This window comes from Microbacterium sp. (assembly GCF_047605725.1).
Lineage (GTDB): Bacteria > Actinomycetota > Actinomycetes > Actinomycetales > Microbacteriaceae > Microbacterium.
Map to the genome: position 1 here is coordinate 38,066 of NZ_JASGFE010000010.1, position 26,111 is coordinate 64,176.

Here is a 26,111-nt window from a genome sequence, read left to right on the forward strand (position 1 = left end):
ACCCCAGTCAGACCTGAGTAGGACTGTCGGTCACGGCGGCGGCCCGGCCCGGGCCCGCGCCCGGAGCGGGAAGACCCCGGCGGATGCGGTGACCTCGATCGTCGCGACGAGGCCGTCGACGGTGCACGAGACCACGCCCGCTCCTCCGCGCGCGGCGAGCTGCGCGGCCCGCTCGCACGGCAAGCCGGACACCGCGCCGGAGGCCGCGTCGGCGGCGGCGAGGGCCGCGGCATCCGCCACCCCCGCCACCTGCGCGGCGCGCACCGAGACGGCGCCTGCCGTCGCGTAGCCGACGCCGAGGGTCGCCGACACCGCGAGCACGCCGACCGCCAGAGCGGAGCCGGCCATCACCGGCCTCCGCTGAGCGCGCACGCGTCGGCGACCGGGTCGGGAAGCAGCGGCACGGCCGCTTCCGCCCGGGCGCGCACGCACACGAGGTCGCCCTCGTCCCGGATCGCGACCTCGGCCTCGCCCGCGACGGCCGCCACCGCTGCGCGCACGCGCTCGGCGCCCTCGCCGCGGCCGGCCAGCCGCGCGGCCTGGGCGGCGCCGTGCTCGAGCCGCACGCCGTGCGCCGAGACCGACAGCATCCCGACGACCAGCAGCACGACCAGCACGACGGCGGGAAGCACGATGGCGAGCTCCGCCGTGACCGAGCCGCGCTCGCCGCGGCTCATGCGACGGTGAGCGCGCGTCGGACGAGGTCGGTGAGGATGCCGCGCACCTCGTCGCTGCGCATGATGAGCACGAGCAGCCCGGCGAACGCGACCGCGGCCATCGTGGCGACCGCGTACTCGGCGGTGGCAGCGCCGGACTCGTCGGCGAACAGCCGCGCAGCCCGTCGCCGGGTGAGCGGGGGAAACGTCGACTGCGGGAGGGATGGATCTGACATGGTGACTCCTTGCTGCGGATTCGAATCGGGCACGTTCAGAGGCTCGGGGACGCCGCGCCGAGCACGCTCAGGAGCATCGGTCCCACCCCGAGGAGGAGGAAGGCGGGCAGGGTGCAGATCCCGAGCGGAAGGAGCAGCCGCGACGAGAGGCGCGCGGCCCGCAGCCGCCCCTCCGTGCGCGCCGCGTGCCGTTCCAGGGCCGCGGTCGCCCGGAGCAGCTCGACCGCCGGCGCGCCGGTCTCCCGCGACAGGGCGAGCACCTCGACGACCTCCGCCGTGGGCTCGCCCCCGCCGGCGCGGGCGACCACCGCGAGAGCTCGCTCGATCGAGACCCCGGCGCTCAGCGCGATGGCGACGATCTCGGTGTGCAGGCCCGGCACGACGGCATCCGGCTGCGCCCGCGCGACCAGCCGCCCGCTCCAGCGGCGCGCGAGGAGCATGAGGAGGAGCCCGCAGAGCACGCACGCGATGCCGAGGGGATGGCCGAGCGCCCGGACGAGGTCGAAGCCGAGCAGAGCCGACAGGCCCGCCGCGGCCAGCGGCAGCCACGCGATCAGCCTCGCGGTGGCAGCGGGCTCCGCCAGCGCCACGCGCACGTCGTCGCGGGAGGCCTGCGCGTCGCGCAGGGCGTCGGCGATCGTCCGCAGGCTGTGCGCGAGCGGGGCGCCCACGGTCTCGGCCACCCGCCAGGCCGTCCCGACCTCGCGCCACGCCCCGCCGCCGGCTGTGACGGCGTCGCCGAGCGCGGCACCCTGGGCCGCCCGGGCCGCGATGGCTGCGGCGACGGGCTCGCCGGTGCCGGACAGCTGCTCCCACGCGCGTGCCGGGGGCAGACCGGCCTGCAGCAGCACCGCGACGCGGTGCACGGTCGCGGCCACCGCCTGCGCATCGATCACGGCGCGCACGGGACCTCCCGCACGTCGAGGCGGCCGGAGACGACGACCGGCCGCGCGATGCCGGCGATGCGGCGGATGCCGTCGGCTCCGCGCTCCACGTGCACGATCGCGCCGATGGCACCGGCGACCTGCCGTGCGAGAGCCTGGTCGTCGAGCCCGGCCAGAGACCCGAGCGCTTCCAGGCGCGCGGGCAGCTCGCGAAGGCCGCCGGCGTGGACGGTGCCGGCACCGCCGTCGTGGCCGGTGTTCAGGGCCATCAGGAGCTCGCGGACCTCCTCGCCGCGGCACTCGCCGACCACGAGCCGGTCGGGGCGCATGCGCAGCGCCTCGCGCACGAGACGGCTGAGCGGCAGGGCGCCGGCGCCCTCCAGGTTGGCCTGACGCGCCTCCAGCCGCACGTGATGCGGGTGCGCGATGCGCAGCTCGGCGACGTCCTCGATCGTGACGATGCGCTCGACCGGCGGCACGAGGGAGAGGAGGCACCCGAGCAGGGTCGTCTTTCCGCTCCCGGTGGCGCCCGACACCAGCACGTTCACGCGATCGGCGACCAGGCGCCGCAGGCGCTCGCCGGTGGCGGAGTCGAACATGCCACGGCGCCCCAGTTCGTCGAGCGAGATCTCGCCGGTGCCGGGCAGCCGGATCGAGATCGTGGTGCCCCCGACGGCGATGGGCGGCAGCACGGCGTGCACCCGCGCCCCGTGCTCCCAGCGCACGTCGACGCACGGGGTGGCGTCGTCGAGGTGCCGACCGCCGAGTCCGACGAGGGCGACGGCGAGCGCGCGCACCTCGGCCTCGTCGGCGCTCCAGTCCGCCACCGGCTCGGCGCCGCGCCCCCGGTCGACGAACAGTCCGTGGGCGCCGTTGACGAACACGTCGGTCACCTCGGGGTCGGACAGGTGCGCGCGCAGCGGATCGAGCGCGGCGTGGTCGGGGAGCGGGCGGGGAGCGGCCGGGGCGGCCGGCGCGCGGCGGGCGCGGCGGGAGCCCGAGGCGGCCCCGGACCGGGGCTGGACGACGAACGGCGCGGACATGCGATCGACGGTAGGCCGACGGCATCCCGCGTGGGTGCCCGAAGGCCGGATCCGTGGACAGTTCGGCCGATCCGCCGATTGTGGAGGAGGCCAGGGCGGCGCGGCTGCGCGCGGCCCGCCGGCACCCGCCCGAGAAAGAGAGGGCGGCATCCCATGGGGGGGAATGGGATGCCGCCGCAGCAGCACCCCGTCAGGGGGGGTGGAGATCGGGTTGCTGCAACGCCTGAATCTGAGTTCGGGCGACGTTCAGCTTACGCGGGCCGCGGCCCGGTTTCAAACATGACGCGCGAACGTCGTGGCATCCGTCCGCCCGACGACCTACTATCGGCGGTGGAGACCCGCGCGGCTGCGGTCGGCGCGCGCTCCGCACCGAAACGTCGCAAAGGAGCGCGCCGCATGAGCAGCAGCCAGATCGACCATCTGCTGGAGGAGACGCGGCGGTTCGCCCCGTCCGCGGAGTTCGCCGCCGGCGCCGTCGCCACCGCCGCGCTCTACGAGCAGGCCGCCGCGGACCGGGAGGGGTTCTGGGCCGAGCAGGCCCGCGCCCTGCACTGGCACACTCCGTTCACCGAGGTCCTGGACTGGTCGAACCCCCCGTTCGCGCGCTGGTTCGGCGACGGCGAGCTCAACGTCGCCTACAACTGCCTCGACCGCCACGTCGAGGCAGGCCGCGGCGGCCGCGTGGCGCTGCTGTGGGAGGGCGAGCCGGGCGACGAACGCGCGGTCACCTACGCCGAGCTCGCCGACGAGGTCAAACGCGTCGCCAACGTGCTGACGGGCCTGGGCGTCGCCGCCGGCGACCGGGTCGCGATCTACCTGCCGATGATCCCCGAGGCGGTCGCCGCGATGCTCGCGTGCGCGCGCATCGGCGCGATCCACTCGGTCGTCTTCGGCGGCTTCTCGGCCGACAGCCTGCGCGCCCGCATCGACGACGCCGGCGCGAAGGTCGTGATCACCGCCGACGGGGGCTATCGCAAGGGAAAGGTATCGCCCCTCAAGCCCGCCGTCGACCTCGCGCTCGGCGAGCGCCCTGGTCTGGGTGCGCAGCAGACGGTCGAGCACGTGCTGGTCGTGCGCCGAGGCGGCAACGACGTCGAGTGGAACGACGGCCGCGACCTGTGGTGGCACGACGTGGTGCCGCAGGCCTCCGCCGAGCACGAGGCGGCGGCCTTCCCCGCCGAGCATCCGCTCTTCATCCTCTACACCTCCGGCACCACCGGCACCCCCAAGGGCATCCTGCACACCTCGGGCGGCTACCTCACCCAGGCCGCGTTCACGAACCGCATCGTGCACGACCTGCATCCCGAGACCGACGTGTACTGGTGCACCGCCGACATCGGCTGGATCACCGGGCACTCCTACGTCGTGTACGGGCCACTGGCCAACGGCGCCACCCAGGTGCTCTACGAGGGCACGCCCGACACGCCGCATCCGGGCCGCTGGTGGGAGATCGTGCAGAAGTACGGCGTCACCATCCTCTACACCGCTCCCACCGCCATCCGCTCGTTCATGAAGATCGGCCGCAAGGTGCCGCGGCGCTTCGACCTGACGTCGCTGCGGGTGCTGGGCTCGGTGGGCGAGCCCATCAACCCCGAGGCGTGGATGTGGTACCGGCGGATCATCGGCGGGAAGACCGCGCCGATCGTCGATACGTGGTGGCAGACCGAGACCGGCGCGATCATGGTCTCCGCCCTCCCCGGGATCACCGAGACCAAGCCCGGCAGCGCCCAGGTGCCCCTCCCGGGCATCTCCATCGACGTCGTGGACGAGGACGGTGCGCACGTGGGCAACGGCAACGGTGGCCTGCTCGTGATCACCGAGCCGTGGCCGAGCATGCTGCGGGGCATCTGGGGCGACCCGGAGCGGTTCGTCGCGACGTACTGGGAGAAGTTCCAGAGGCTCGGCTACTACTTCGCCGGCGACGGCGCACGCCTCGATCAGGACGGCGACGTGTGGTTCCTCGGCCGCGTGGACGATGTCATGAACGTGTCCGGGCATCGGCTCTCGACCACCGAGATCGAGTCGGCGCTCGTGGCCCACGAGGCCGTCGCCGAGGCGGCCGTGGTGGGCGCCTCGGACGAGACGACCGGCCAGGCGGTGGTCGCGTTCGTCATCGTCAAGGAGTCCTACCTGGCCGAGCACTCCCCCGAGGGCCTGGCCGGCGCGCTGCGACTGTGGGTCGGCGAGCAGATCGGTCCGATCGCGCGCCCGCGCGACGTGTACATCGTCGGCGAGCTGCCCAAGACCCGCTCGGGCAAGATCATGCGGCGCCTGCTGCGCGACGTCGCCGAGGGCCGTGACGTCGGCGACACGACGACGCTCGCCGATGCCGCGGTGATGAACGTCATCAGCGCCCAGGTGCACTGATCGCGGCATCCGACCTCACACGAGGCTGAAGACGACCTCGACCTCGACCGGGGCGTCCAGCGGCAGCACGCTGACCCCTACGGCCGACCGGGCGTGCCGCCCGGCGTCTCCGAAGATCTCGCCGAGCACCTCGCTCGCGCCGTTGATCACCCCGGGCTGGCCGGTGAAGCCGGGGGCGGATGCCACGAACCCGGTCACCTTCACGACGCTGCCGAGCCGGTCGACGCCCCCCGCGGCGGCCGCGGCGGCGGCGATCGCGTTCAGCGCGCTCTGCCGCGCATAGGACTTCGCATCGGCCGGCGGGACGAGCCCGTCTCCGTCGCCGACCGTTCCGGTCGCCGGCAGGGCGCCGTCGACCATCGGCAGCTGGCCGGCCGTGTAGACGAGACCGCCGTGCACCTTCGCGGGCACGTAGTCCGCCACCGGGGGCACGACCTGCGGAAGCTCGATGCCGAGCTCGGCCAGGCGCTGGGAGACAGTCATGTCATCGCTCCTCGAACTGCTGCGCGGCCTGGGCCGCGGCGTGAAGCCCCGCGTTGGCGTCGCCGCCGCCGGAGGGGCGTTTGAAGTAGGCGACCAGGCCCCCCTCGGGCCCGGGAACGACCTGCACGAGCTCCCATCCCTTCCGTCCCCAGTTGTTGAGGATGGCGGCGGTGTTGTGGATCAGCAGAGGGGTCGTGAGGTACTCCCACGTCGTCATCGTCGGCTCCCGGATCGTCGCAGCACGGGGAGCCGCCGAGCGTCCGCTCAGGTATCTCCCTTACGATCAACCCTATGCCTGAAACGAAACGGACGGCGCGCGGCGTCGCCGGCGGACTCGCGGGCCTGGTGGGTCTGAGCGCCGTCGCGGGGATCCTCGTCACCGCGGCCGTGACGCCGGCCATCGCCGTGTCCGGCTATGCGGCCTCCAGCGCCATCTCCGTCTTCGACAACATGCCGAGCTACCTCGAGATCGACAAGCTCATGCTGCCGACCGAGCTGCTCGCCAAGAACAGCGCCGGCGAGTACTACACCCTCGCGCAGTTCTACGACCAGAACCGCATTCCGGTGACCTCCGACCAGGTCGCCCCGGTCGTGTACGACGCCCTGCTGTCCAGCGAGGACAAGAACTTCTATTCCCACGGCGGCATAGACCTCGTCGGCACGATCGGCGCGATCGCGAGCAACCTGCGCGGCAACAACACGCGCGGCGGGTCGTCGATCACCCAGCAGTACGTCAAGAACGTGCTGCAGCAGAGCTGCGAGATGCAGGCGAAGACCCAGGAGGAGGTCGACGACTGCTTCGAGCGGACCACGGTCGCCACCGGCGCAGAGGGCATCGAGCGCAAGCTCCAGGAGATGCGCTATGCGATCCAGCTGGAGAAGCAGTACTCCAAGAACGACATCCTGATCGGCTACCTCAACATCGCGCACTTCGGCGGCACGGTGTACGGCATCGGCGCCGCGGCGCAGTATTACTTCGGCGTCAACGCATCCGACCTGACGATCGGCCAGGCCGCCGCGATCGCCGGCATGGTCCAGGAGCCGAACACCTACCGGATCGACCGTCCCGAGGGCACGTATGTCGACGGCGACGGCGTGGCCCACAACAGCGCGGCCGACGGCTACGCCGAGACCAAAGACCGCCAGCTGTACGTGCTCGCGCGCATGTACGCGGATGGAAAGATCACCAAGGCGGAGTACGACGAAGCCGCCGCCGCACCGATCGAGCCGCACATCACCCCCCGCGTCTCCGGATGCCAGCAGGCCACCGGCGCCGAGTTCTTCTGCGACTACGTCCGTACGATCATCACCGACGACCCCGCGTTCGGGCAGACCGCGGACGACCGCGCTGCGGCATTGCGGCGCGGCGGGCTGAAGGTCTACACCACGCTCGACGTCGACCTGCAGCAGGCGGCCACGGCGGCGATGTCGATCATCCCGCCGACCGATCCGGACCTCGATCTCGGGACCTCCGGCACCCAGGTCGAGGTGGGCACGGGGCGCGTGCTGTCCATGGTGCAGAACCGCCTCTACAGCCAGGACTCCGACGTGCTGGCGACCGACGGCAACTATACGGCGGTCAACTACAACGTGCGCGAGGCCAACGGCGGTGGCATCGGCCACCCGGCCGGATCGACGTACAAGGTCTTCAGCCTCGTCAACTGGCTCGAGCAGGGCCACTCGGTCAACGAGCGGCTCAACGGCCGCATCGGCACGAAACGCGTCGATACGTGCGACGGCAACATCCAGACCGTCCGCTCCGCCAACACCTCGGGCGCGATCGGCAACTTCGACAACAACCCCGGTTACACCGGCTCGGTGTACCAGTTCACCGTCGACTCGCTCAACTCCGGCTTCCTCGCGATGGCCGAGGAGATCTCGGTGTGCAGCACCAACCAGGTCGCGATGAAGCTGGGTGTGATGCGCGGAGACGGCGAGCCGCTGGACAACCTCAACGCGCCGTACGACGTGCTCGGCTCCGCCAACGTCGCCCCGATCGACATGGCCGAGGCGTACGCCGCGATCGCCGCCGGCGGGGTGCTGTGCGAGCCGAAGGCGATCGACCGCGTGACGGATGCCGACGGGGTGGACCTCGCGATCCCCCAGACGACGTGCACGCGCGTGATGAGCGAGGCGGTGGCGGCGACGGCCGCCTACACGCTTCAGGGTGTGATGAACGGCACCGGCATCGACGCGCGCACCTACGACGGCATCCCCATCTTCGGCAAGACCGGCATCCACGAGTACGAGCACACCTGGATGGACGGGGCGAGCACGAAGGTGGCCACCGTGGTCTGGGTGGGGAACGTCACCGGGTACGCGTTGCTCAATCAGAACTGGGTCAACGGCTATCAGCTCTCCCGCGTGCGAACGACGATCTGGCCCGACATGCAGCGCGCCGCCAACGCGAAGTACGGCGGAGACGAGTTCCCCTCGCCCGACAGCGAGCTGACGAAGCAGGTGTACGTCGACCTGCCGAACGTGATCGGCATGAGCGTGGACCAGGCGACGCAGACCCTCACCGACGCCGGCTTCGAGGTCAGCGTGGGCGGCGCGGTCGACGGCGTGGAGGATGCCGGCACGGTCATCGCGCAGGAGCCCGGTGCCGGGCGGGTCGTGCCCGGCACGACCGTCGTGATCCAGCCGAGCAACGGCGTCGGCATCGCGGTGCCCAGCGTCAGCGGCACGCCCAGTGCCGCCGAGGCGCAGCTGCGGGCCGCGGGCTTCGGGCGCGTGGAGAGCCAGTGCACCGAGGACGCCGGCGCCGGCGGACCGGGCACGGTGACCGGGACCGATCCGGCGGCAGGCACCGTGGCCAATCGCAATGCGATGATCACCGTCCAGTACAAGCGCGCGAACTGCCCGTGACCGGGGTGCATCGGGCCGCCCTCGCCGCGGTGACGGCGGCCGGGACGATCGGCGTGGGCGCGGCGGTCTGGGGCGTCGGGATCGAACGCTTCCTGTTCACGCTGCGTCGGCACGAGACGGCCGTCCTGCCGCCGCGCTCGGCACCGGTGACCGTGCTGCACCTGTCCGATGCGCATATGGCGCCGTGGCAGCGCCGCAAGCAGGAGTGGATCGCGCGCGTGGCCGACCTGATCCAGCCCGACCTGGTGGTAAACACCGGAGACAACCTCGGTCACGCCGAGGGTCTGGACGGCATCCGCACCGCGTTCGCGCCGCTGCGCGGCGTGCCGGGGTTCTTCGTGCACGGCTCCAACGACGTCGTGGGGCCGTCGGCGCGCAATCCGCTGCTGTACTTCCGCGGTCCGTCGCAGCGCTCGCACCGCGGCGGGTCGCTGGACACAGCCGCGATGGACTCGTTCTTCACCGACGAGCTCGGCTGGACCGACCTGAACAACCGTGCCGGCACGCTGGAGCTGCGCGGCCTGCGCATCGACGCCTTCGGGGTCAGCGACGCCCACCGCGAATGGGACGACCTCGAGGCCCTCCCCGAGGCGATCGAGCGGCTGCACCCTGCGGGCGGGGCCGCGCTCACCATCGGGGTCACTCACGCGCCCTACCGCCGTGTGCTCGACCGGTTCCTGGAGCTCGGCGCCGAGATGGTCTTCGCCGGCCACACCCACGGCGGCCAGGTGCGCATGCCCTTCTCCTCGCGGGCTCTCGTGGCCAACTGCGACATTCCGCTCGACCAGGCCCGGGGCCTGAGCACGTGGTCGCACGCCGGGCGCACGGTCCCGCTGAACGTCAGTGCCGGGCTCGGTCAGTCGATCTACGCGCCGGTGCGCTTCGGATGCCGCCCGGAGGCGTCGGTCCTCGTGCTGCGCCCACGTGCGATGCAGGGGCCGCCGCGGTCCGGAGCATCGGTCACCGCAGGGTAGACTCGGAGGGTTGCCACGGGGTGTGGCGCAGCTTGGTAGCGCGCTTCGTTCGGGACGAAGAGGCCGCAGGTTCAAATCCTGTCACCCCGACCGCGTGGGCCGTGCGCATGCGCGCCGGCCCGCTGGCGGATGCGAAGATTGAGTCGCCGTCCGCCTGAGCGCCGCGGCGCCTGTCCCTCTCGATCGCACGGAGCCGCCATGTCCTCCCCCGCCCCGCGCCTGGTGGCGTTCGACCTCGACGACACGCTCGCCCCCTCCAAGGCGCCGATCTCCGACACCATCGGCGAGCTGCTCATCCGGCTCGCCGAGCGCGTGGACGTCGCGATCATCTCCGGCGCGCAGCTGGAGCAGTTCCGCACCCAGGTGGTCCGCAGGCTCCCGGATGCCGCGGCGGAGACCCTCGCGCACATTCACATCATGCCCACCTGCGGCACGCAGTACTACCGGATCGGCGCGGACGGCCTCACCGAGGTCTACGCGCACCCACTCAGCGCCGACGAGAAGTCCCGCGCGATGGCGGCCGTCGAGGCCGAGGCGCGCCGACTGGGCCTGTGGGAGGAGCGGACCTGGGGCGACGCGCTGGAGGACCGCGGATCGCAGATCACGTTCTCGGCGCTCGGCCAGTCCGCCCCGCTGGAGGCCAAGACGGTGTGGGATCCGACCGGCGAGAAGAAGAACCGGCTGCGCGACGCGGTCGCCGCCCTCCTCCCCGACCTGGAGGTCCGCTCGGGCGGATCGACGTCGGTGGACATCACCCACCGTGGCATCGACAAGGCGTACGGCATGCACCAGCTCGTCGAGGTCACCGGCATCCCGCTGTCGGACATGCTCTTCGTCGGCGACCGGCTCGATGAGCACGGCAACGACTACCCCGTGCTGGCGATGGGGGTGGCCTGCCAGGCCGTGACGGGCTGGGAGGACACCGCCGGCTTCCTCACCCGGCTGATCCCCACCCTGCCCGAGCGCGACTGACCGCACCCGCTTCGCGCTACGGTGTGAGGATGCGTTCGCTGCCGATCGAGCCGGAGGGCCACCGGGCCTCCATCGGCCCGCGGCTGCGCGCCGCACGCCAGGCCCAGCACCTCACGATCGGGGAGGTCGCCCGCATCACGGGGCTGACGAAGGGCTTCCTGTCCCGCGTGGAGCGCGACCGGACCTCGCCCAGCGTCGCCACCCTCGTCGCTCTGTGCGAGGTGCTGTCGGTGCCGCTCGGGTCCCTGTTCGAGGCGCCCGAGGTCGCGGTCGTGCGCGCCGGGGCCGGGCCGCGGCTGAACCTCGGCGGAGTGGGCACGGAAGACCGTCTGCTCTCGCCGCGGCACGACTCGCGCCTGCAGGTGCTGCGCTCGCACATCGACAGCGGCGGGCACGGCGGCGAGGAGCTCTACTCCCTCGCCGCGGAGGTCGACGTGCTGCACGTCATCTCCGGCGACGTGCTCCTGCGCCTGCCGGAGCGGGAGTGGCGACTGGGCCCCGGCGACACCGCGACGTTCAACGGGCGCGAGCCGCACAGCTGGACGGTGGTCAGCGAGGAGGGCGCCGACGTGATCTGGGTGCTCGTCCCGGCCCTCTGGAGCCTGTGACCCCGACCCCGTAGACCGTCGCGCCGAACCTGTGCGAGCGCTTGACGCGGTGCGGACGCCACGGCTAATGTCGCACGCACCAGGATGCCCAGCAGGCATCCAGAGTTGTCTTTCAAGCAACCTCGGAGATTGTGATGGCAGACCCGATCGGCCCCGTCGACTCCTCGAAGGTCCCGCGCTACGCGGGCAGGGACGGGTTCGCCCGCCTCCCCCGCCTCGACCAGGTCGGCCGCGCCGACGTCGTCGTGGCCGGCGTCCCCTTCGACAGCGGCGTCTCGTATCGTCCCGGCGCCCGGTTCGGCCCCACCCACATCCGCGAGGCCTCCCGGCTGCTGCGCCCGTACCACCCCGCCCTCGATGTCTCGCCGTTCGCCATCGCGCAGGTCGCCGACGCCGGCGACATCGCCGTCAACCCGTTCAACATCGGCGAGGCCATCGAGACGATCGAGGATGCCGCGATCTCCCTCACCGAGGGCGGCACGCGCCTGGTGACCTTCGGCGGCGACCACACGATCGCCCTGCCGCTCCTGCGTGCCGCCGCGAAACGCCACGGGCCGGTCGCGCTCCTCCACTTCGACGCGCACCTGGACACGTGGGACACCTACTTCGGCGCCGAGTACACGCACGGCACCCCGTTCCGCCGGGCGTTCGAGGAGGGGATCATCGACACCGAGGCGCTCAGCCATGTCGGAACGCGCGGACCCCTGTACGGCAAGAGGGACCTGGAGGACGACCGGCGCTTCGGCTTCGGCATCGTCACCAGCTCGGACGTCTACCACCAGGGTGTGAACGAGGTGATCGCCAAGCTCCGCGACCGCATCGGCGACCGCCCCCTGTACATCTCGATCGACATCGACGTGCTCGATCCGGCCCACGCCCCGGGCACCGGCACGCCCGAGGCCGGCGGCATGACCAGCCGCGAGCTGCTGGAGATCCTGCGCGGCTTCCGCGGGCTCAACCTCATCGGCGCCGACGTGGTGGAGGTCTCGCCCCCCTACGACCATGCGGAGCTGACCGGCGTCGCCGCCTCGCACGTCGCCTACGACCTCGTCTCGCTCCTGGCGCTGCGCCACGACGAGGGGATCGCCTGAGCCGCCCGTCGACGGCCGCGCTGGGACGTTTACGTCTAGGAAACATGGGTATCGCATCATGACACTGCAGGGCTGGAACGGCTGCCGTTCCGAGAAGGGCCTCCCCCATGTCTGACTCCCCCGTCCGCAACGGCGGCGACGTCGTCGTCGAGACGCTCACCGCGCTCGGCGTGACCCACGTCTTCGGCATCCCCGGTCAGCACGCCCTGGGCCTGTTCGACGCGATCCGCCGCAGCGAGCTGGAGTTCGTGAGCTCGCGCGTGGAGAACAACTCCGCGTTCGGCGCCGACGGCTACGCGCGGGCGACCGGCAAGCCGGCCGTCATGTTCGTCTCCACCGGCCCCGGGGCCCTCACCGCCCTCGGCGCGCTGCAGGAGCCGTACACGACCGGCGTCCCGCTGCTCGTGCTGAGCGCGCAGATTCCGCGGCGCGGGCTCGGCGGCCAGAAGAACGGCCTGCTGCATCAGCTCGACGACCAGCAGCGCAGCGCCCAGAACGTCACCAAGAGCACGGTCGTCGTGCGGGATGCCGCGCACCTGCCCAGCGCGATCGCCGACGCGTGGGCGCTGGCCCAGACCGTTCCGGCCGGCCCGGTCTGGGTGGAGATCCCGCAGGACGTGATCCTGGAGCCGGTACGCGTGCCGCCCGTCCGCGACATCCGCGTGACCGTCCTCGACCGCGCCCCGCGCGCGGAGCTCGTGGCGGAGGCGGCCCGGCTCCTGGCCGGGGCCGAGCGTCCGGTCGTCCTCGCCGGCGGCGGCGTCCGGCGCTCGGCGACCGGACCCGCGCAGCTGGTCCGCGTGGCCGAGTCGCTGGGGGCACCGGTGGTATCGACCGTGGGCGGGAAGGGTGCGATCGGCTTCGACCATCCGCTCTCGGCCGCGAGCTGGATCGAAGACCGGTACACGACGGAGCTCCTCGAAGACGCCGACGTGCTGCTGGTCGTCGGAACGACGATCGGCGAGGTCACCAGCAACTACTTCACCTTCGCGCCGCGGGGAACCCTCGTCCAGATCGACGCCGAGCCGCGCGCCCTCGGATCCAACTATGCCGTCCTCGGTATCCACGCCGACGCCGGTCTCGCCCTCGGCGCGATCGCCGACGCCCTGCCGGATCCTGCCGCAGGCGCCGCGGCGCACGGCGCCGCGATCGCCGCCGACCTGCGCGCGCGGGTGCAGGCACGGATCGACGGGCAGGACCTGGCCACCGAGCAGGAGGTGCTGCGGCAGATCCGCACCGGCGTGCCCGCCGCGGCGCAGACGTTCTGGGACATGACGATCGCCGCCTACTGGGCGTGGTCGGTCTGGGACCCGCAGGACGGGCAGTTCCACTCCGCGCAGGGCGCGGGCGGTCTCGGCTTCGCCTTCCCCGCCGCCCTGGCGGCCGCGATCGGCACCGGATCGCGCACTCTGGCCGTCTCCGGAGACGGCGGCGGCATGTACTCGATCGCCGAGCTCGCCACCGCGCGGCAGCACGACGCCGACGTCACCTGGCTCATCGTCGACGACGGCGGCTACGGCATCCTCCGCGAGTACATGACCGACGCATTCGGCCAGGCCACCGCGACCGAGCTGGCGCGTCCCGATTTCGTCGCGCTGGCAGAGGCGTTCGGCATCCCCGCCGTCCGCGCCACCGTCGAGACGCTCGGCGACAGCCTCGCCCGCACCTTCGAGCAGCGAGGACCGGCCGTCGTGGTGCTGCCGGCGGTCCTGCGCATGTTCGAGCCGACCTGAACCCCTACCCGACAGCAAGGAGTCACCTCGTGGACATCGCAATCGTCGTCATATACCTGGTCGCCATGATCGCCTTCGGCTTCTGGGGCAAGACCAGAACGAAGAACTCGAGCGACTTCCTGGTCGCCGGCCGGCGCCTGGGCCCGGGGTTCTACACCGGCACCATGGCCGCCGTCGTCCTCGGCGGCGCCTCCACGGTCGGCGGCGTCGGCCTCGGATACACCTACGGCATCTCCGGGATGTGGCTGGTCATCGCGATCGCGGTGGGCCTGCTGCTGCTGAGCCTGCTGTTCGCCCCGGCGATCCAGCGGCTCAAGGTGTTCACGGTCGCGCAGATGCTGCAACTGCGGTACGGGATCAACGGCACGCAGGCGTCCGGCATCGTGATGGCCCTCTACACGCTCATGCTCGTCGTGGTCTCCACGACCGCGTACGCGACGATCTTCCAGGTGCTCTTCGGAACGCCCCGGTGGCTGTCTATCGCGATCGGCGCGGCGATCGTGATCGTGTACTCCTCGATCGGCGGCATGTGGTCGATCACCCTGACCGACATGGTGCAGTTCATCATCAAGACGATCGGCGTGTTCTTCCTGCTGCTGCCGTTCACCTGGTTCCAGGCCGGCGGGTACGACGGCATCGTGGAGCGCCTCGGCGAGGCCGCCGGCACCTCCCACTTCGACCCCATGGCCATCGGCGTGGACACGATCATCACCTACTTCGTGATCTTCACGTTCGGCATGCTGATCGGCCAGGACATCTGGCAGCGCGTCTTCACCGCCCGCTCCCCGCAGGTCGCCCGATGGGGCGGCACGGCCGCGGGGCTGTACTGCGTGCTCTACGGGGTCGCCGGCGCCCTGATCGGCACCGCGGCGGCGGCGCTGCTGCCGAACCTGCTGGAGACCAGCGGCTCCAGCGACGATGTGTACGCGGCGGTCGCCGAAGAGGTGCTGCCGACCGGGCTGTCGGGCGTCGTGCTGGCCGCCGCCGTGGCCGCGATGATGTCCACGGCATCCGGCGCGCTCATCGCGTGCGCCACCGTCGCCCGCGCCGACGTGACCCCGCTCGTGCTGCGCATGGTCGGCAAGAAGGAAGCCGCGATCGGCGAGGGCAACCCCGAGCACGACGTGAAGGAGAACCGGCGCTTCGTCCTGGTCCTCGGCATCGTGGCCACCCTCATCGCGATGGTCCTCAGCGACGTGGTCGCAGCCCTCACCGTCGCCTACGACGTGCTCGTCGGCGGGCTCCTGGTCGCGATCCTCGGCGGCCTGGTCTGGAAGCGCGCCAACGGGGCGGGAGCGGTGGCATCCATGATCGTCGGCACCATCGTCACGCTCGCCAGCATGGGCGTCTACGCCGCGATCAACGGCGACCTGCTCGCGGGGATCTACGCCAACGAGCCGATCTACTGGGGCCTGCTCACCAGCGCCATCGTCTACGTCGGGGTGAGCCTTGCCACCAAGCCGACTCCGCCCGAGGTGCTGCAGAAGTGGGAGGACCGCAAGGCCGGCAACTTCGACGAGTCCGAGGTCGAGGAGGTCGCCCCCAGCGGGCACTGACCCCCTCGTACGCGGGGCCGTCGCCGGTTGCTCTCCGGAGCAGCCGGCGACACCCGTCTCAGCGGGTCGTGACCTCGGGCGCCATGACAGGCACCAGGCGCTGCAGCTGCGTCACGTGCCGCGGCTCCAGCTCGGCGAGGCTCGAGACCCCGAGGAGCTTCATCGTCCGCTCGATCTCGTCGCGCAGGATCGCGATCGTGCGGTCGACCCCCTGCCGCCCCCCGGCCATCAGCCCGTACAGGTAGGCACGGCCGATGAGCGTGAACTTCGCACCGAGGGCGACGGATGCCACGATGTCGGCGCCGTTCATGATGCCGGTGTCGATCATGACCGTGGCATCCTTCCCGACCTCGCGCACCACCTGAGGCAGCAGGTGGAACGGTACCGGGGCGCGGTCGAGCTGGCGCCCGCCGTGGTTGGACAGCACGATGCCGTCGACCCCCGCGTCGATGAGCCGCACCGCGTCGGGGACGTTCTGCACACCCTTGACGACGAGCCGGCCCGGCCACAGGTCGCGGATGACGGCGAGATCCTCGTACGAGATCGTCGGATCCATGGCGGAGTTCAGCAGCTCCCCCACGGTGCCGCCCGTGGAGGAGAGCGAGGCGAACTCCAGCTTCGGGGTCGTGAGGAAGTCGTACCACCACCACGGCCGCGGGATCGCGTTCACGATCGTGCCGAGGGTCAGCTGCGGCGGGATCGAGAAGCCGTTGCGCTTGTCGCGCAGCCGGGCCCCTGCCACCGGGGCGTCGACGGTGAACATGAGGGTGTCGAATCCGGCATCCGCCGCCCGCTTGACGAGGCCGTAGGAGATCTCGCGCTCGCGCATGATGTAGAGCTGGAACCAGTTGCGCCCGTGCGGGTTGGCTGCCTTGACGTCCTCGATCGAGGTCGTGCCGAGGGTGGAGAGGGTGAACGGGATGCCGGCAGCCCCCGCCGCGCCCGCCCCCGCCGTCTCGCCCTCGGTCTGCATGAGCCGCGTGAAGCCGGTGGGTGCGATGCCGAACGGCAGCGCAGAGCGCCCGCCGAGGATCTCGGTCGAGGTGTCCACGTGCTCGGCAGGTCGGAGCACGTCGGGGAGGAACTCGATGTCCTCGAACGCCTGCCGGGCACGGGCGAGCGACAGCTCCCCCTCTGCGGCGCCGTCGGTGTAGTCGAAGGCGGCCTTCGGCGTGCGACGCTGGGCGATCGCGCGCAGGTCGGCGATGGTGAGCGCGGCGTCGAGGCGGCGTTTCCTGCCGTCCCACTCCGGCTTCTTGAACTGCATGAGCTCCAGCAGCTCGGGGACCTTCGGCAGCTGTCGGGTGACCATGCTCTCACCCTATCGAGGCAGGAGGTTCAGTTCAGGCGGCTACCGGACGGTGAGATCGACCCTTGCCGGATCACGGCGTTCCGACGACCTGCACGCGAATCGGAACACCCATGAACATCTGACCCGGCGCACCGTTCGCGAGTGCTTTCTCAACATGGCTTTGAAGGTGAGCTCGCGCTTCCGGCTTCATGGATGCGAACTCGGGTATCTCGATGTTGATGATGAGCTCATCGGGTTGACGCAGGGTCAGAGACTCGGCCACGCCGTCGACCATCTTTCCGGTTCGCCGCGACGCACCGCTTTCGAGGGGCCGCCCAAACTTGGCCAAAGCCTCCTTCACGGCGGCTGCCGCACGTTGCTCAACCGGTCGCGTAGCGAGACCCTGCAGTTTCGCCTCCGCTGCGGTCATCGTCGAAGGGGCCTGCTCCCACAGTCGCTTGTTCTGGATCCAACTACCACCGGTCCAGGTCTGCGCATAGGTCGTGCCCTCCTTCGAGGCGTGCGCGGTGCGAGCCGAACGCTCACCGCCCATGACCCAGTCCACACCAGGCTGCTTCGGGATCGTGTCCCTCGCCGCCGGGAAGTGCATCGCACGTGACTTCGGCTCGTACATCTCGTGCAGGCTCATGCCTCGCGGAATCCGAGTCCGACCCCCCTCCTCGACACCGGTCAGAGTGTGCGTGGCGGACGTCTCGGTCAGACGGTCGGCGACGCCTGCGGCACGGTTGGCCACGTTCTTCGTCTCGGAAGCCGCCACCTCGACACCCTTCACGACAGTGCCGGCCTTACCTCCCACACGTTCGACGACGGCAGCCTTGGTCAGCGTCTTCGCGATCGACGCAGGCTTCGCCCTGGCCACGACGCGCGTGGCGACACCCGCTCCGAGCTTCTCGAGCGCTCCCTCGGGGATGACTGACAGAAGGCCGAGCACGACCTCTTTGGTCCGCGCATCCGCGGCCTGCAGATCGAGAAAGGCGAGCCGATACTGACCCTTGTCGAGGTGTTCGAAGACGCGCATCCCGAGTTCGAAAGCCTCCGCGGCATTGGCCGGCACGTCAAGGACAGGTTTGACGATGAACTCGTAGACGGCAAGCGTAAGCGGGTCCGGACTCTTCGACAGGGCCAGCTGAGCGGCGACGCGTTCCTCAGGAGTGGCCGTCTCGTCGAACAGGGTCTTGAAGTTCTTGATCGCGGGGTCCAGAAGAGAGGGAGCACGCGTGCGCTCCTTCACCGCCGGCGCACCGTCGGACGTTGCGGCGAGTTCCTGAGCCGGCGTCCTCCCCCCGAGCAGACGCCCGGCGAGCAGACGCTCGGCGAGTTCCCGTGGGGTCAAGGTCGCGATGCCGGTGGGCGAGACCGGCTGCTGCTTCCCGAGCTGCGTCGCCGTCACGGACTTTCCGGTCTCCGTCGCCGAGTCGGAGGCGACGGCGTTCTTCGCCCCGTCGGCGCGCGTCCGGTCGTTGTCCGTGACTGCTTCGACGGCCGCCGCGCTGCGCTTGTGCTCCGACGCGCTCGAGCCCGCCTGTGTGGCCCGGATCGAGGTGGCGTCGGAGGGCTCGGTGGACAGCCCGCGCGACGCCTTGGCGTCGAGCGCGGTGGCCGTCGCCCGCATCTCGGCCAGCGCCGCGCGCGTCAGCACGGGTCCGCCGTCGCGGCCCTCGAACCCGGTCACCGGGACCACGTCGTGCGACGCCCGCGCGTCGGAGGCGATCAGGTCCTTGCGCTTCCCCTCCAGGTCGAACACGGCGTAGCCGCCGCCACGCTCCTTCCGCTGGTAGCCGATGGTGCGCCCGCCGTCGACGAGCTGTTCCATGCCCTGCTTCCGCGCCCGCGCCTCGAACTCGGTGCGCGGGGTCGTCCCGAGCGCAGCCTGGATCGAGGTCTCGGCGTCGCTCCCGCGACGCCCGTTCGCGCCGTCTCCGGGCGTTCGATCCTGCAACGGGATGCCGGTGAGGTCGCGCTGCTCGCGCGGCATCGCGGGCGCACCAGGCCCGTTCTGGTCGCGCGGCTGGCCCGAGCCCTCGGCACGCCCGCCACCGGCGTCCTTCGCCTCCTTGGGCGCGCCGTCCGGCTTCCCTTGCGTGCCGCTGTCGGCCCCGGCGCCGGGAGTCCCTTTGGCCGTGTCGGCGCCGGCCGAAGCTCCGCTCTTGGATCCGCCGCTCCGGTCCGCCGGGGCCGCACCCGACGCGGCGTCGCCGGCTTTGGCCGGCCGCACCGCCTTCGCCGCGTCGATAGCACCGGCACCGGCGCCGGCACCGGAGGCGCCCTTCTGCGCGGTGTCGGTCGCGTGCTCGCCCGCGGCCTTGGCAGCCTCGGCGACCGGGGACTTCTTGGGCGCCCCGGTGACCGTGTCAACGCCCATCGTCCGCTCCGTCCGTCGTGGCGCCGGTGAGAAGGCCCGCCGGCCAGCTCGTCGCGAAGGGCCGGAGCGCGTCGTCCACCGAGGTCGCCCATGCCGCATCGCCGGCGACGGCGCCGACCGCCGCCTCCAACCGCGAGGGTCGGGTGCCACCGTGCACGAGGAGCCCGCGGGCCCGCTCGTCGGCGCGGAACGCCGCCCACCACCGCTCCGCCACCTCGAGCTGCGCACCTGCCGTGGCGCCGGGGATCCGGCGCCCGATCAGACGTTCCCAGTGATCGGAGTCGGGATGCCGTGGCTCCGCCGCGCCGCACGCACGAAGCCCGTCCCGGGCGAGCCTGAGCGCGTAGGACGCCGAGAGGAACGCGTCGCCGTCGTGCCGGCATCCGGCGACCGGGTCTCCGCCGGACAGTCGGAGGTCGAGGGCGGCGATGCAGTGCTCCGCCAGCTGCGCGGCCGAGACTCCCGCCGGCAGCGCGTCGGCACGCGCCGCGACCGCGGCGTCGACCGCGTGCGACACCGCGCAGTCGCGCACCCGGCCCCCGGGCGACTCGTCGCGCGAGCGGGGCAGTGCGGCGAGGTCGAGGTTCGGCACCTCCTCGCCGACGAGGTGCGCCAGCACCGCCAGCTCGGCCCACACGGTCAGCCACGGCTGGCGATCCAGCACCTGCTGCGCCAGACGCATGTCGCGAAGCGCGCAGGCCTTCGTCCGGCACTCCGGCCCGCAGGTCGGACTCCGCCGGCCGATCATCCCGTCCGGCGGCACGGCGAGGGGGTCACCCTTCTCCAACCCGCTGCCGTCGGGCATGCGCAGGAGCACGGGCCTGTCCATGCCGTCGGCGAAGACGACGCCGGCGCCGGGAGCGAGCGACACCGCGTAACGGGACTGCTCCTCGTCGAGGTTCATCGTCGCACCGACCGCCTCGCGATCGTCGAGCGCCGGAAGGCGGTGGACGATCTTCACGGCCGTGTTCTTGATCACGTCGGGGATGAGCTTGCCGGGGATCTGCTCGGCGATCACCAGACCCTCGCCGTACGCGCGGATCTCGGCCAGCAGCGACGCGAACAGCTCGACCGCCTTCGCCTGCGCACCCGACTCCCCCGGCTCGGCACGGCGCAGCAGCCGATGCGCCTCCTCGACGACCGTCAGGTGGCTCAGCGGCACGTTCGTCCGTCCCGCCGCGCTCAGCTGCAGCTGCTCGGCGAGCCGGATCAGCACCGCCCCCATCAGGAACGCCTTGTCGGTGTCGTCGCCGACGCCCTCGATCTCGAACACCACGTTGCGTCTGAGCAGCTCCTGGAAGTCGAGCGGATGCCCGCCCTCGAAGAACCGCCCGGTGGTCCCGAGCCGCAGGCTGCTCAGGCGAACCTTGATGAACCCGCGGACGTTGGCGCTGACCTCCGGCCCGTACTCGATGCCGGCGACGACCTCCTCCGCCGCCCGCTGCAGATCTGCCAGGGTCGGATAGGCGGGGTCCTCGCCGGGGCGCACGGGCTCGCCGAGCACGAGATCCCACCCCGCCTTCTCGTAGCAGCGGACGATCGCGGCCGAGACCACCTGAGGGAAGGGCTCGGCGGACTCGAACGAGGCGAGGAAGAGGGCCTTCAGCCGATCGGCGTGGGTCTGCAGCGGGAACCGCTCCGGCGGCTCGCCCGGTCGGGAGATCAGTGCGGGCTCCAGCGGGTTGAGGCCCGCGGGCGGCGAGCCCAGGTCGCCGGGACGGATGACGACCACCTCGCGGTCGCGCGGCGCGAGGTGCGACAGCGGGGCGAGCCGACGCGCCATGCGCGCGTACTCGGCCTTGGCCGGCTCGATCACAAGCCACGGAAGGCCCGCCTGCGTGGCCTCGGTGAGGAGGTGCCTGATGGTCTGGGACTTGCCCGAGCCGGTGGCGCCGCACACGAACGTGTGCCGGTTCAGCGCACCGGCGCGCAGGTGGAACTCTCCGACCTCCGCGTCGGCATCGCCCAGGATCGACCCGAGCCGCACGACCTTCTCGTCGGAACGCGACGACCGCGGATCGGGCGGCTCCTGGTTCACGTCGAAGGTGTGCGGGGCCACCACGCGCAGCCCGGGGAGCTCGCGCTCGGGCGGTCGGGTGAGGGCGACCACGAGCTCCGGTCCGCAGACCAGTCCCTCCGCCTCGGCGACGGCATCCGTCAGCGAGAGCGACCGACCAGCGGACTCCAGCGCGTACGGCAGACCGCCCAGCTCGGCGGCCGCGGTCAGCACGGCCGCGGCGGCGGTCGCCTGCGCGGGCGTGTCGCCGCCCACGAGCACGCGCACGCGCCACGTGCCGCCTGCCTGCGCCCGGCTCAGCTCGCGGTGGCGGGCCTGGGCGCGCTCCAGCTCCACCCGACGCGCCTGGCCGACCTCGGCCCGGGTCAGCGGGAGGATCTCGGTCGTCAGCGCGTCGAGCACCGTCTGCGTCGCGGACGGATCCAGCGGCTCGGCGAGGACCACCCACGCGAACGGGTCGGCGCCGGCGGCGGCGTACTTGTCGAACCATCCCCGCCGGGACGGACCGGAGCGCTCCCCCGCGGCGGGCGCCCACAGCTGGTCGTGACGGACGACCACGGGCACCCAGTGCGCGAACCGCTCCAACTCCCGGGTCGCGTCCGCGCCACGGTGGACGCCCTGCGCGCCCGGCGGGAACAGCATCGACACCGGCCGGTCGGGCACCTCCTCGTCGGCCGCGGCGGCGAGCACCGACGGCGCGGGCCGACCGCCGACCAGCAGCGTGAGGGCGGCGTCGCCGGGCAGCCGCGCCCATGCCGAGAGCAGCACAGGCTCGTCCGCACCGGCGGTGCGCAGCTGACCGTGGAGCCCCGCGATCGCGGCCAGCAGCCGATCCGGCTCCTCCGCGCCGCTCTGCCGATCCGGATGCCGGCGCGCGGCCGGGGCGGGAACCTGGACGAGCTGCATCAGCTCGATGCCTGCGAGGGCGTTCATGACTCCTCCCACGGGACCGTCGAGACGCGGTCGCGCACGGCGATCTCCGGATCCGCGTCGGCCAGGCTCACCCGCCGTCTCCCGCCGGAGCCGTCCACCAGCAGGAAGACGGTGTCGGCCATCGCCATCAGGGTGTTCGGCTCGACGAGGAACTCGTAGACCCGCGCGCGGCTCTCCGAGCTGCCGGCGTTCTCCGCCACCGACCAGCCGCGGTTGGTGCCCCAGTTGTGTCCCCGTCCGGTCGAGTTGCCCGTGTTCCGGCCCGGCACGCCGCTGAGTCGCACCCGCGCGCTGAAGCCGTCGTTCGTGCTCGCACCGAAGCTGTCGCCGCCGGACTCGCTCCAGGTCGTCCCCGACTGCGTCGAGGTCTGGTTGAGCACGAACCTGTGGTCGCGCCCGACGAACTCCGCCGCCAGCTGGGCGTCCTTGTGGTTGTCCTGGCGAAGGATGCACACCGCGCCGCCGGTGCCGAGGAAGCGCTCCAGCTCGCCGCCGGCCTGCTCGATCATGATGACGAGCCGCACACCGGCCCGGCGGGCGTGCTCGGCGAAGACCTGCAGGGGCGCGGCGCCGAAGCGATCGGCTCCGGCGAGCACCACGACCCCCTGCGGTCCGGCGGGCGTGCCGAGCGCGTGCTGCGCCAGGTGCAGCAGCAGGCGGTCCAGGGTGTCCTTGACGTCGTCGCGCGCTCCGATGGTGGCCACGACCGACACCGCCTCCTGGCTCCACAGCGGATAGGAGCGCGGCGCGGCCGCGGTGAGGGCGGCGAGGGCCGCGAGCTGGTCGGCGACGTAGCGCAGCTGCCGTGCCGTCCACTCGTTGGCATCCAGATCGCCGACGTGGGCGGCGATGCGGGTGACCTCCGTCGGGGTGAGCGACGCGATCGCGATGCCCTGCCGCAGCACCTGCACGCCGGCGGCGAGCCGGCCGAGCGTCACCGGACCCTCCAGACCGTCGAGCACCAGTTGGAGCACGTGCCTGATGAGCGCGCGCTCGTGCCGCAGGTCGGCGGACTCCCCTCGAGCGGCCAGAGCGTCGGCCACGCATCCGGGCAGCTGGTTCGTCGCAACCGCGCCCAGCAGGTCGAGGTCGGCACCGCCCTCGCCCAGCGGTGCGATCCGGGTGGTCAGCCCGGCGGAGCTCGCGAGCCCCACGAGCCGGTCCCCGACGCCGTCGCCGGTGAAGTCGAGGAGCGTGATGCGGTTCCCGGCGGCCAGCTCGGTGCTGCCCATCGTGGCCAACAGGCTCGACCAGCCGCGGCGGCCCCGATCGCCGCCGATCACGTCCACGCGCGCGGGCGGAGTGCGCGGGGCGACCGGATGCCACCGTGGACCGTGCTCGAACCGGTGCGCGGCCTCGCGGGCGGCGGCCTGCGCCGCCTCGAAGCGGGACTGCGCCTGCTGCCACTGCTGCACCGCCTGCTCGTGGCGCCGACGCGCGTCGGCGGCGGCCCGCCGCGAGGGCTCCTCGAACGCCTCGATCGCCTTCGAGGCCCGGCGCACGCCGAAGATCGCGCGGATCACGCCGATCGACAGCATCCCGGCCACCAGGAGCACCACGATGCGGAAGACGTCCATCGCCTGCGGGCCGGCGATCTGGACCTGATCGACGATCACCACCTCGTAGGCGAGGTAGCACGCCACCGCCAGGACCGCGAAGACGATGCGCCGCAGCAGCCGGGACACGGCCTTCGCGCGCTCCCGGTGGAGCACCGGGTCGTGCGGCCGGGGCGGCTCGGTCCACGGCTGCGGCGGCTCGGGCCGCAGCCCGGGGTCGGGCACGGGCTCGGGCTCGGGCGCCGCCGCCCACCCCCACCGGGCCGGCGGGGCGAACAGGGCGGCGGCCAGTCGGTCGGGCTCGGCCGACGGCATCCGTGCCGGCGGCCACGAACCGATCTCGGGGCGATCGTATGCCTGCATGCTCACGGCTCTCCTCCTCAGCCCTCGGCGCGGCCGGTCGTGAGCGCGAGCAGTCGGCGCGGCCGGGCGAGCGCGGGCGGCGGGACCGACCCGGTCGGCAGCGCGGGCGGACCGGGGAGCCCCGGGATCGCCACGGCGACCCGGTCGGTGTGCGGTGCGGCCGACCCGTCGAGCGCGGCGCGGGCGGCGTGCATGCCGGCCACGACGGCGTCGGACGTGTCGGCACCCTCGGCGAGCCGGGCGAGCGCGGCGTCGACCGCGGTCCCGGTCAACTCGGGGCCGCCGCCGACGATCACGCTGAAGAAGTCGTGCCATTCGGCTGCGGGCGCGGTGGTGGTGTCGGGGTACATGGTGTCCTCCTCGTAGCGGTTCTGTCGCTACGTGAGGGACGTGAGCGCGCCCCTGGATACATCGCTCAGCCGGCGCCGAGGCAGACGAACCCGCTCGGGCGGTCCGCGACGGCGGCGGCCAGCGCTCGGGCCGGCGGAAGTCCCGCCAGGAGTCCTGCGTAGAGGTCGGCCATGACGGCCGCCGTCTCCGCGTCGCCGGTGCGCGCGACGCTCGCGACGACGCACCCGGCGCCGGCGGCCAGTACCGCGGTCGCGATGCCGAGCGCCTCGTCGCCGGGGCGCACGTCACTGATCCCCAGATCGCACGCCGAGAGCACGACGATGCGCGGCGGCCGAGCGACGGTGAGCAGGTCGTAGCCCATGAGCAGCCCGTCGGCGAGCTCGAGGCCGGAGAAGAGCGGGTTGTCGGCCGCGTGATGACCGTGACAGGCGACGTGCACCACGTCGTGGCGCGACAGCGCGGCGCGGACCGCGCCGGTGGTGGCCGTGGGGAGCACCGTCGCCGGGACCCCCGCAGCCCGCGCGAGCGCGGCGAGGTGCGCGACCTCCTCCGTCGCGTGCGGAAGGCGCGGGCCGGCCGCGAGCACCAGCGAGCCGAGGTCCGCCGTCGCCCGCTCGGACCGCTGCACCCACAGGGTCGCGGAGGGCGCGACGGTCACGGCTCTGCCGTGCGCCGCCGGGAGCACCGCCCACGGCACCGTGATCAGATCGGCGGTGGGCACGACGACCAGCTCGCGGTCGCCCAGGAGCGGCGCGAGCGGCCGGAGCAGCCGCGCTGAGAGCTCAGCGGCGTCGGCATCCAGAGCCGTGGTGAGGATGCCGTGCAGCGGATCGCCCGCGCCCGTCCCGGCGAGCAGGTCGAGATCGCCGCGCACGCGCAGGAGCTGTTCGCGCACCTCGTCCAGCCGCGCGAGCCGCACCCGCCGGCTGCGCTCGCGCGTGACGACGAGGGCGTGGAGGTGCCCGCCCACGCACAGGTAGGCGACCAGCGCGCGCTCGCCCAGTCGTGCGCGCAGCACGCTCAGGTCGACCGGACGCGCGGCCGGGCCGCCTCCCGCCGCCGACCAGGTCTTCCGCCGCAGCCGTGCGCGCAGCTCGTCGCGCTGCGCGCGCAGGTCGACGCGGTCGGCGCCGTCGAACTCGGCACGCAGCTGGGCCAGGGCGACCGCGCGCAGCCGCGACCAGTCGGCATCCGCGACGTCGGGCCGCACCGGGGGCAGCAGCAGGCTCTGCGCTCGGGTGAGCTCCGCCCACGCGAACACCTCGGCGGCGCGGCCGGCCGTCAGAGCGCTGGCCAGACCCGCCTGCGCGACCTGGATGCCGAGCACCGCCGTCCCCGCACGCAGCTCGAGCGCGCCCAGCCCGCTCCGCAACCCGTCGAGCTCGGCGAGCGCGGCCCGACGGTGCCGCTGCGCCTGTGCGCGCAGGCCCTCCCGGTCGGCGAGCTCCGACCGGACCAGCCGCGCGTGCACGCGTGCCTCGGCGCCGACGACCCGGCCCGCCGCGACCAGCCGTGCGCGGCACGCGTCGAGATCCCCCGCGGCCAGCCAGGCGCGCGCCGCGGTGAGCGCGGCCAGCTGCACGTCGGCGGGCAGGCCGTGGGCACACAGGGTCGCGTGCACGTCGTCGGCGCGCCGGGCCGTCGCCTCGGCGCTCGCGCGGCGGCGCGCGTGGGTCGCCTGCACCTCCAGCAGTGCCGCCCGGCCCGCCCAGCGCCGGTTGCCGCGCCGCTCGAAGGCGGCCGCGG

General features: G+C 72.6%; 21 protein-coding genes and 1 tRNA gene. 9 read left to right on the plus strand and 13 right to left on the minus strand.

Features of this window, described 5'->3' with window-relative positions:
- Window positions 1-30: 30 nt before the first annotated feature.
- The 5 genes from QM641_RS03710 to QM641_RS03730 are packed head-to-tail and all read right to left on the minus strand — an operon-like array spanning window position 31 to window position 2,819.
- Entirely contained in the window at window positions 31-348 is a 318-nt protein-coding gene (locus tag QM641_RS03710; RefSeq protein ID WP_415113569.1) for a helicase, read from the minus strand.
- Window positions 348-677 carry a TadE family type IV pilus minor pilin gene (locus QM641_RS03715; RefSeq protein WP_415113571.1) on the minus strand — a complete coding sequence of 110 codons (330 nt, stop codon included), beginning with the start codon at window positions 675-677 and terminating at the stop codon, window positions 348-350. The genes QM641_RS03710 and QM641_RS03715 overlap by 1 nt, the downstream gene beginning before the upstream one ends.
- On the minus strand, window positions 674-892 hold the full coding sequence (locus QM641_RS03720) for a DUF4244 domain-containing protein (RefSeq protein ID WP_415113573.1): 219 nt from the start codon (window positions 890-892) through the stop codon (window positions 674-676). Before QM641_RS03720 ends, QM641_RS03715 begins: the two co-directional genes overlap by 4 nt.
- A 35-nt stretch (window positions 893-927) precedes the next feature.
- Window positions 928-1,788 carry a type II secretion system F family protein gene (locus QM641_RS03725; RefSeq protein ID WP_415113575.1) on the minus strand — a complete coding sequence of 287 codons (861 nt, stop codon included), beginning with the start codon at window positions 1,786-1,788 and terminating at the stop codon, window positions 928-930.
- Window positions 1,785-2,819 carry a TadA family conjugal transfer-associated ATPase gene (locus QM641_RS03730; RefSeq protein ID WP_415113577.1) on the minus strand — a complete coding sequence of 345 codons (1,035 nt, stop codon included), beginning with the start codon at window positions 2,817-2,819 and terminating at the stop codon, window positions 1,785-1,787. Before QM641_RS03730 ends, QM641_RS03725 begins: the two co-directional genes overlap by 4 nt.
- Window positions 2,820-3,215: 396 nt before the next feature.
- Here QM641_RS03730 and acs point away from each other — a divergent pair, with 396 nt between their 5' ends.
- A complete protein-coding gene (gene acs / locus QM641_RS03735) occupies window positions 3,216-5,186 on the plus strand; it encodes an acetate--CoA ligase (protein WP_415113579.1) in 1,971 nt (656 codons plus the stop codon).
- A gap of 15 nt (window positions 5,187-5,201) precedes the next feature.
- Here the strand turns inward: acs and QM641_RS03740 are convergent, their stop codons facing one another.
- Both QM641_RS03740 and QM641_RS03745 read right to left on the minus strand, forming a co-directional pair.
- Window positions 5,202-5,669: a RidA family protein gene (locus QM641_RS03740; RefSeq protein WP_415113581.1), complete on the minus strand. Its 468-nt coding sequence runs from the start codon at window positions 5,667-5,669 to the stop codon at window positions 5,202-5,204.
- A gap of 1 nt (window position 5,670) precedes the next feature.
- Window positions 5,671-5,886 (minus strand): hypothetical protein, encoded by a 216-nt coding sequence (locus tag QM641_RS03745; protein WP_415113583.1) that lies wholly within the window; start codon window positions 5,884-5,886, stop codon window positions 5,671-5,673.
- 74 nt (window positions 5,887-5,960) lie between these two features.
- Between QM641_RS03745 and QM641_RS03750 the strand changes: the two genes are divergently transcribed.
- From QM641_RS03750 to QM641_RS03785, 8 genes are all read left to right on the plus strand, one after another.
- Complete coding sequence (locus tag QM641_RS03750) at window positions 5,961-8,537, plus strand: transglycosylase domain-containing protein (protein WP_415113585.1); 2,577 nt, start codon at window positions 5,961-5,963, stop codon at window positions 8,535-8,537.
- On the plus strand, window positions 8,528-9,511 hold the full coding sequence (locus tag QM641_RS03755; protein ID WP_415113607.1) for a metallophosphoesterase: 984 nt from the start codon (window positions 8,528-8,530) through the stop codon (window positions 9,509-9,511). The genes QM641_RS03750 and QM641_RS03755 overlap by 10 nt, the downstream gene beginning before the upstream one ends.
- Before the next feature lie 16 nt (window positions 9,512-9,527).
- A tRNA-Pro gene (locus tag QM641_RS03760) sits at window positions 9,528-9,601 on the plus strand.
- 108 nt (window positions 9,602-9,709) lie between these two features.
- Window positions 9,710-10,483 carry an HAD-IIB family hydrolase gene (locus QM641_RS03765; protein ID WP_415113587.1) on the plus strand — a complete coding sequence of 258 codons (774 nt, stop codon included), beginning with the start codon at window positions 9,710-9,712 and terminating at the stop codon, window positions 10,481-10,483.
- A gap of 29 nt (window positions 10,484-10,512) precedes the next feature.
- Window positions 10,513-11,091: a helix-turn-helix domain-containing protein gene (locus QM641_RS03770; protein WP_415113589.1), complete on the plus strand. Its 579-nt coding sequence runs from the start codon at window positions 10,513-10,515 to the stop codon at window positions 11,089-11,091.
- A 134-nt stretch (window positions 11,092-11,225) separates the two neighbouring features.
- Window positions 11,226-12,182 carry an agmatinase gene (gene speB, locus QM641_RS03775; RefSeq protein ID WP_415113591.1) on the plus strand — a complete coding sequence of 319 codons (957 nt, stop codon included), beginning with the start codon at window positions 11,226-11,228 and terminating at the stop codon, window positions 12,180-12,182.
- A gap of 107 nt (window positions 12,183-12,289) precedes the next feature.
- On the plus strand, window positions 12,290-13,915 hold the full coding sequence (locus tag QM641_RS03780) for a thiamine pyrophosphate-binding protein (protein WP_415113593.1): 1,626 nt from the start codon (window positions 12,290-12,292) through the stop codon (window positions 13,913-13,915).
- A gap of 65 nt (window positions 13,916-13,980) precedes the next feature.
- Complete coding sequence (locus QM641_RS03785; protein WP_415113609.1) at window positions 13,981-15,471, plus strand: sodium:solute symporter; 1,491 nt, start codon at window positions 13,981-13,983, stop codon at window positions 15,469-15,471.
- Window positions 15,472-15,529: 58 nt separating this feature from the next.
- Here QM641_RS03785 and QM641_RS03790 read toward each other — a convergent pair whose 3' ends face one another.
- The 6 genes from QM641_RS03790 to QM641_RS03815 form a co-directional block, all read right to left on the minus strand.
- Window positions 15,530-16,783: an alpha-hydroxy-acid oxidizing protein gene (locus tag QM641_RS03790; protein ID WP_415113595.1), complete on the minus strand. Its 1,254-nt coding sequence runs from the start codon at window positions 16,781-16,783 to the stop codon at window positions 15,530-15,532.
- Between the two features lie 70 nt (window positions 16,784-16,853).
- Window positions 16,854-18,596, minus strand: a complete 1,743-nt coding sequence (locus tag QM641_RS03795; RefSeq protein ID WP_415113597.1) for a hypothetical protein — start codon at window positions 18,594-18,596, stop codon at window positions 16,854-16,856.
- 538 nt (window positions 18,597-19,134) lie between these two features.
- Window positions 19,135-22,095 carry an ATP-binding protein gene (locus tag QM641_RS03800; RefSeq protein ID WP_415113599.1) on the minus strand — a complete coding sequence of 987 codons (2,961 nt, stop codon included), beginning with the start codon at window positions 22,093-22,095 and terminating at the stop codon, window positions 19,135-19,137.
- On the minus strand, window positions 22,092-24,020 hold the full coding sequence (locus QM641_RS03805) for a hypothetical protein (RefSeq protein WP_415113601.1): 1,929 nt from the start codon (window positions 24,018-24,020) through the stop codon (window positions 22,092-22,094). The genes QM641_RS03800 and QM641_RS03805 overlap by 4 nt, the downstream gene beginning before the upstream one ends.
- Window positions 24,021-24,031: 11 nt before the next feature.
- Entirely contained in the window at window positions 24,032-24,364 is a 333-nt protein-coding gene (locus QM641_RS03810; RefSeq protein WP_415113603.1) for a hypothetical protein, read from the minus strand.
- A 65-nt stretch (window positions 24,365-24,429) separates the two neighbouring features.
- Window positions 24,430-26,111, minus strand: a 1,682-nt coding sequence (locus QM641_RS03815) for a CHAT domain-containing protein (RefSeq protein ID WP_415113605.1), incomplete at its 5' end; no start/stop codon positions are given.

Bases quoted from the DNA above. Each gene is read 5' to 3' on its own strand.
- QM641_RS03780 (WP_415113593.1), top strand. From the start codon at position 12,290: ATGTCTGACTCCCCCGTCCGCAACGGCGGCGACGTCGTCGTCGAGACG.
- QM641_RS03795 (WP_415113597.1), bottom strand. From the start codon at position 18,596: ATGGAACAGCTCGTCGACGGCGGGCGCACCATCGGCTACCAGCGGAAG.
- acs (WP_415113579.1), top strand. From the start codon at position 3,216: ATGAGCAGCAGCCAGATCGACCATCTGCTGGAGGAGACGCGGCGGTTC.
- QM641_RS03740 (WP_415113581.1), bottom strand. From the start codon at position 5,669: ATGACTGTCTCCCAGCGCCTGGCCGAGCTCGGCATCGAGCTTCCGCAG.
- QM641_RS03715 (WP_415113571.1), bottom strand. From the start codon at position 677: ATGAGCCGCGGCGAGCGCGGCTCGGTCACGGCGGAGCTCGCCATCGTG.
- QM641_RS03770 (WP_415113589.1), top strand. From the start codon at position 10,513: ATGCGTTCGCTGCCGATCGAGCCGGAGGGCCACCGGGCCTCCATCGGC.
- QM641_RS03765 (WP_415113587.1), top strand. From the start codon at position 9,710: ATGTCCTCCCCCGCCCCGCGCCTGGTGGCGTTCGACCTCGACGACACG.
- QM641_RS03750 (WP_415113585.1), top strand. From the start codon at position 5,961: ATGCCTGAAACGAAACGGACGGCGCGCGGCGTCGCCGGCGGACTCGCG.
- QM641_RS03745 (WP_415113583.1), bottom strand. From the start codon at position 5,886: ATGACGACGTGGGAGTACCTCACGACCCCTCTGCTGATCCACAACACC.
- QM641_RS03790 (WP_415113595.1), bottom strand. From the start codon at position 16,783: ATGGTCACCCGACAGCTGCCGAAGGTCCCCGAGCTGCTGGAGCTCATG.
- QM641_RS03800 (WP_415113599.1), bottom strand. From the start codon at position 22,095: ATGAACGCCCTCGCAGGCATCGAGCTGATGCAGCTCGTCCAGGTTCCC.
- QM641_RS03710 (WP_415113569.1), bottom strand. From the start codon at position 348: ATGGCCGGCTCCGCTCTGGCGGTCGGCGTGCTCGCGGTGTCGGCGACC.
- QM641_RS03785 (WP_415113609.1), top strand. From the start codon at position 13,981: ATGATCGCCTTCGGCTTCTGGGGCAAGACCAGAACGAAGAACTCGAGC.
- QM641_RS03720 (WP_415113573.1), bottom strand. From the start codon at position 892: ATGTCAGATCCATCCCTCCCGCAGTCGACGTTTCCCCCGCTCACCCGG.
- speB (WP_415113591.1), top strand. From the start codon at position 11,226: ATGGCAGACCCGATCGGCCCCGTCGACTCCTCGAAGGTCCCGCGCTAC.
- QM641_RS03810 (WP_415113603.1), bottom strand. From the start codon at position 24,364: ATGTACCCCGACACCACCACCGCGCCCGCAGCCGAATGGCACGACTTC.
- QM641_RS03730 (WP_415113577.1), bottom strand. From the start codon at position 2,819: ATGTCCGCGCCGTTCGTCGTCCAGCCCCGGTCCGGGGCCGCCTCGGGC.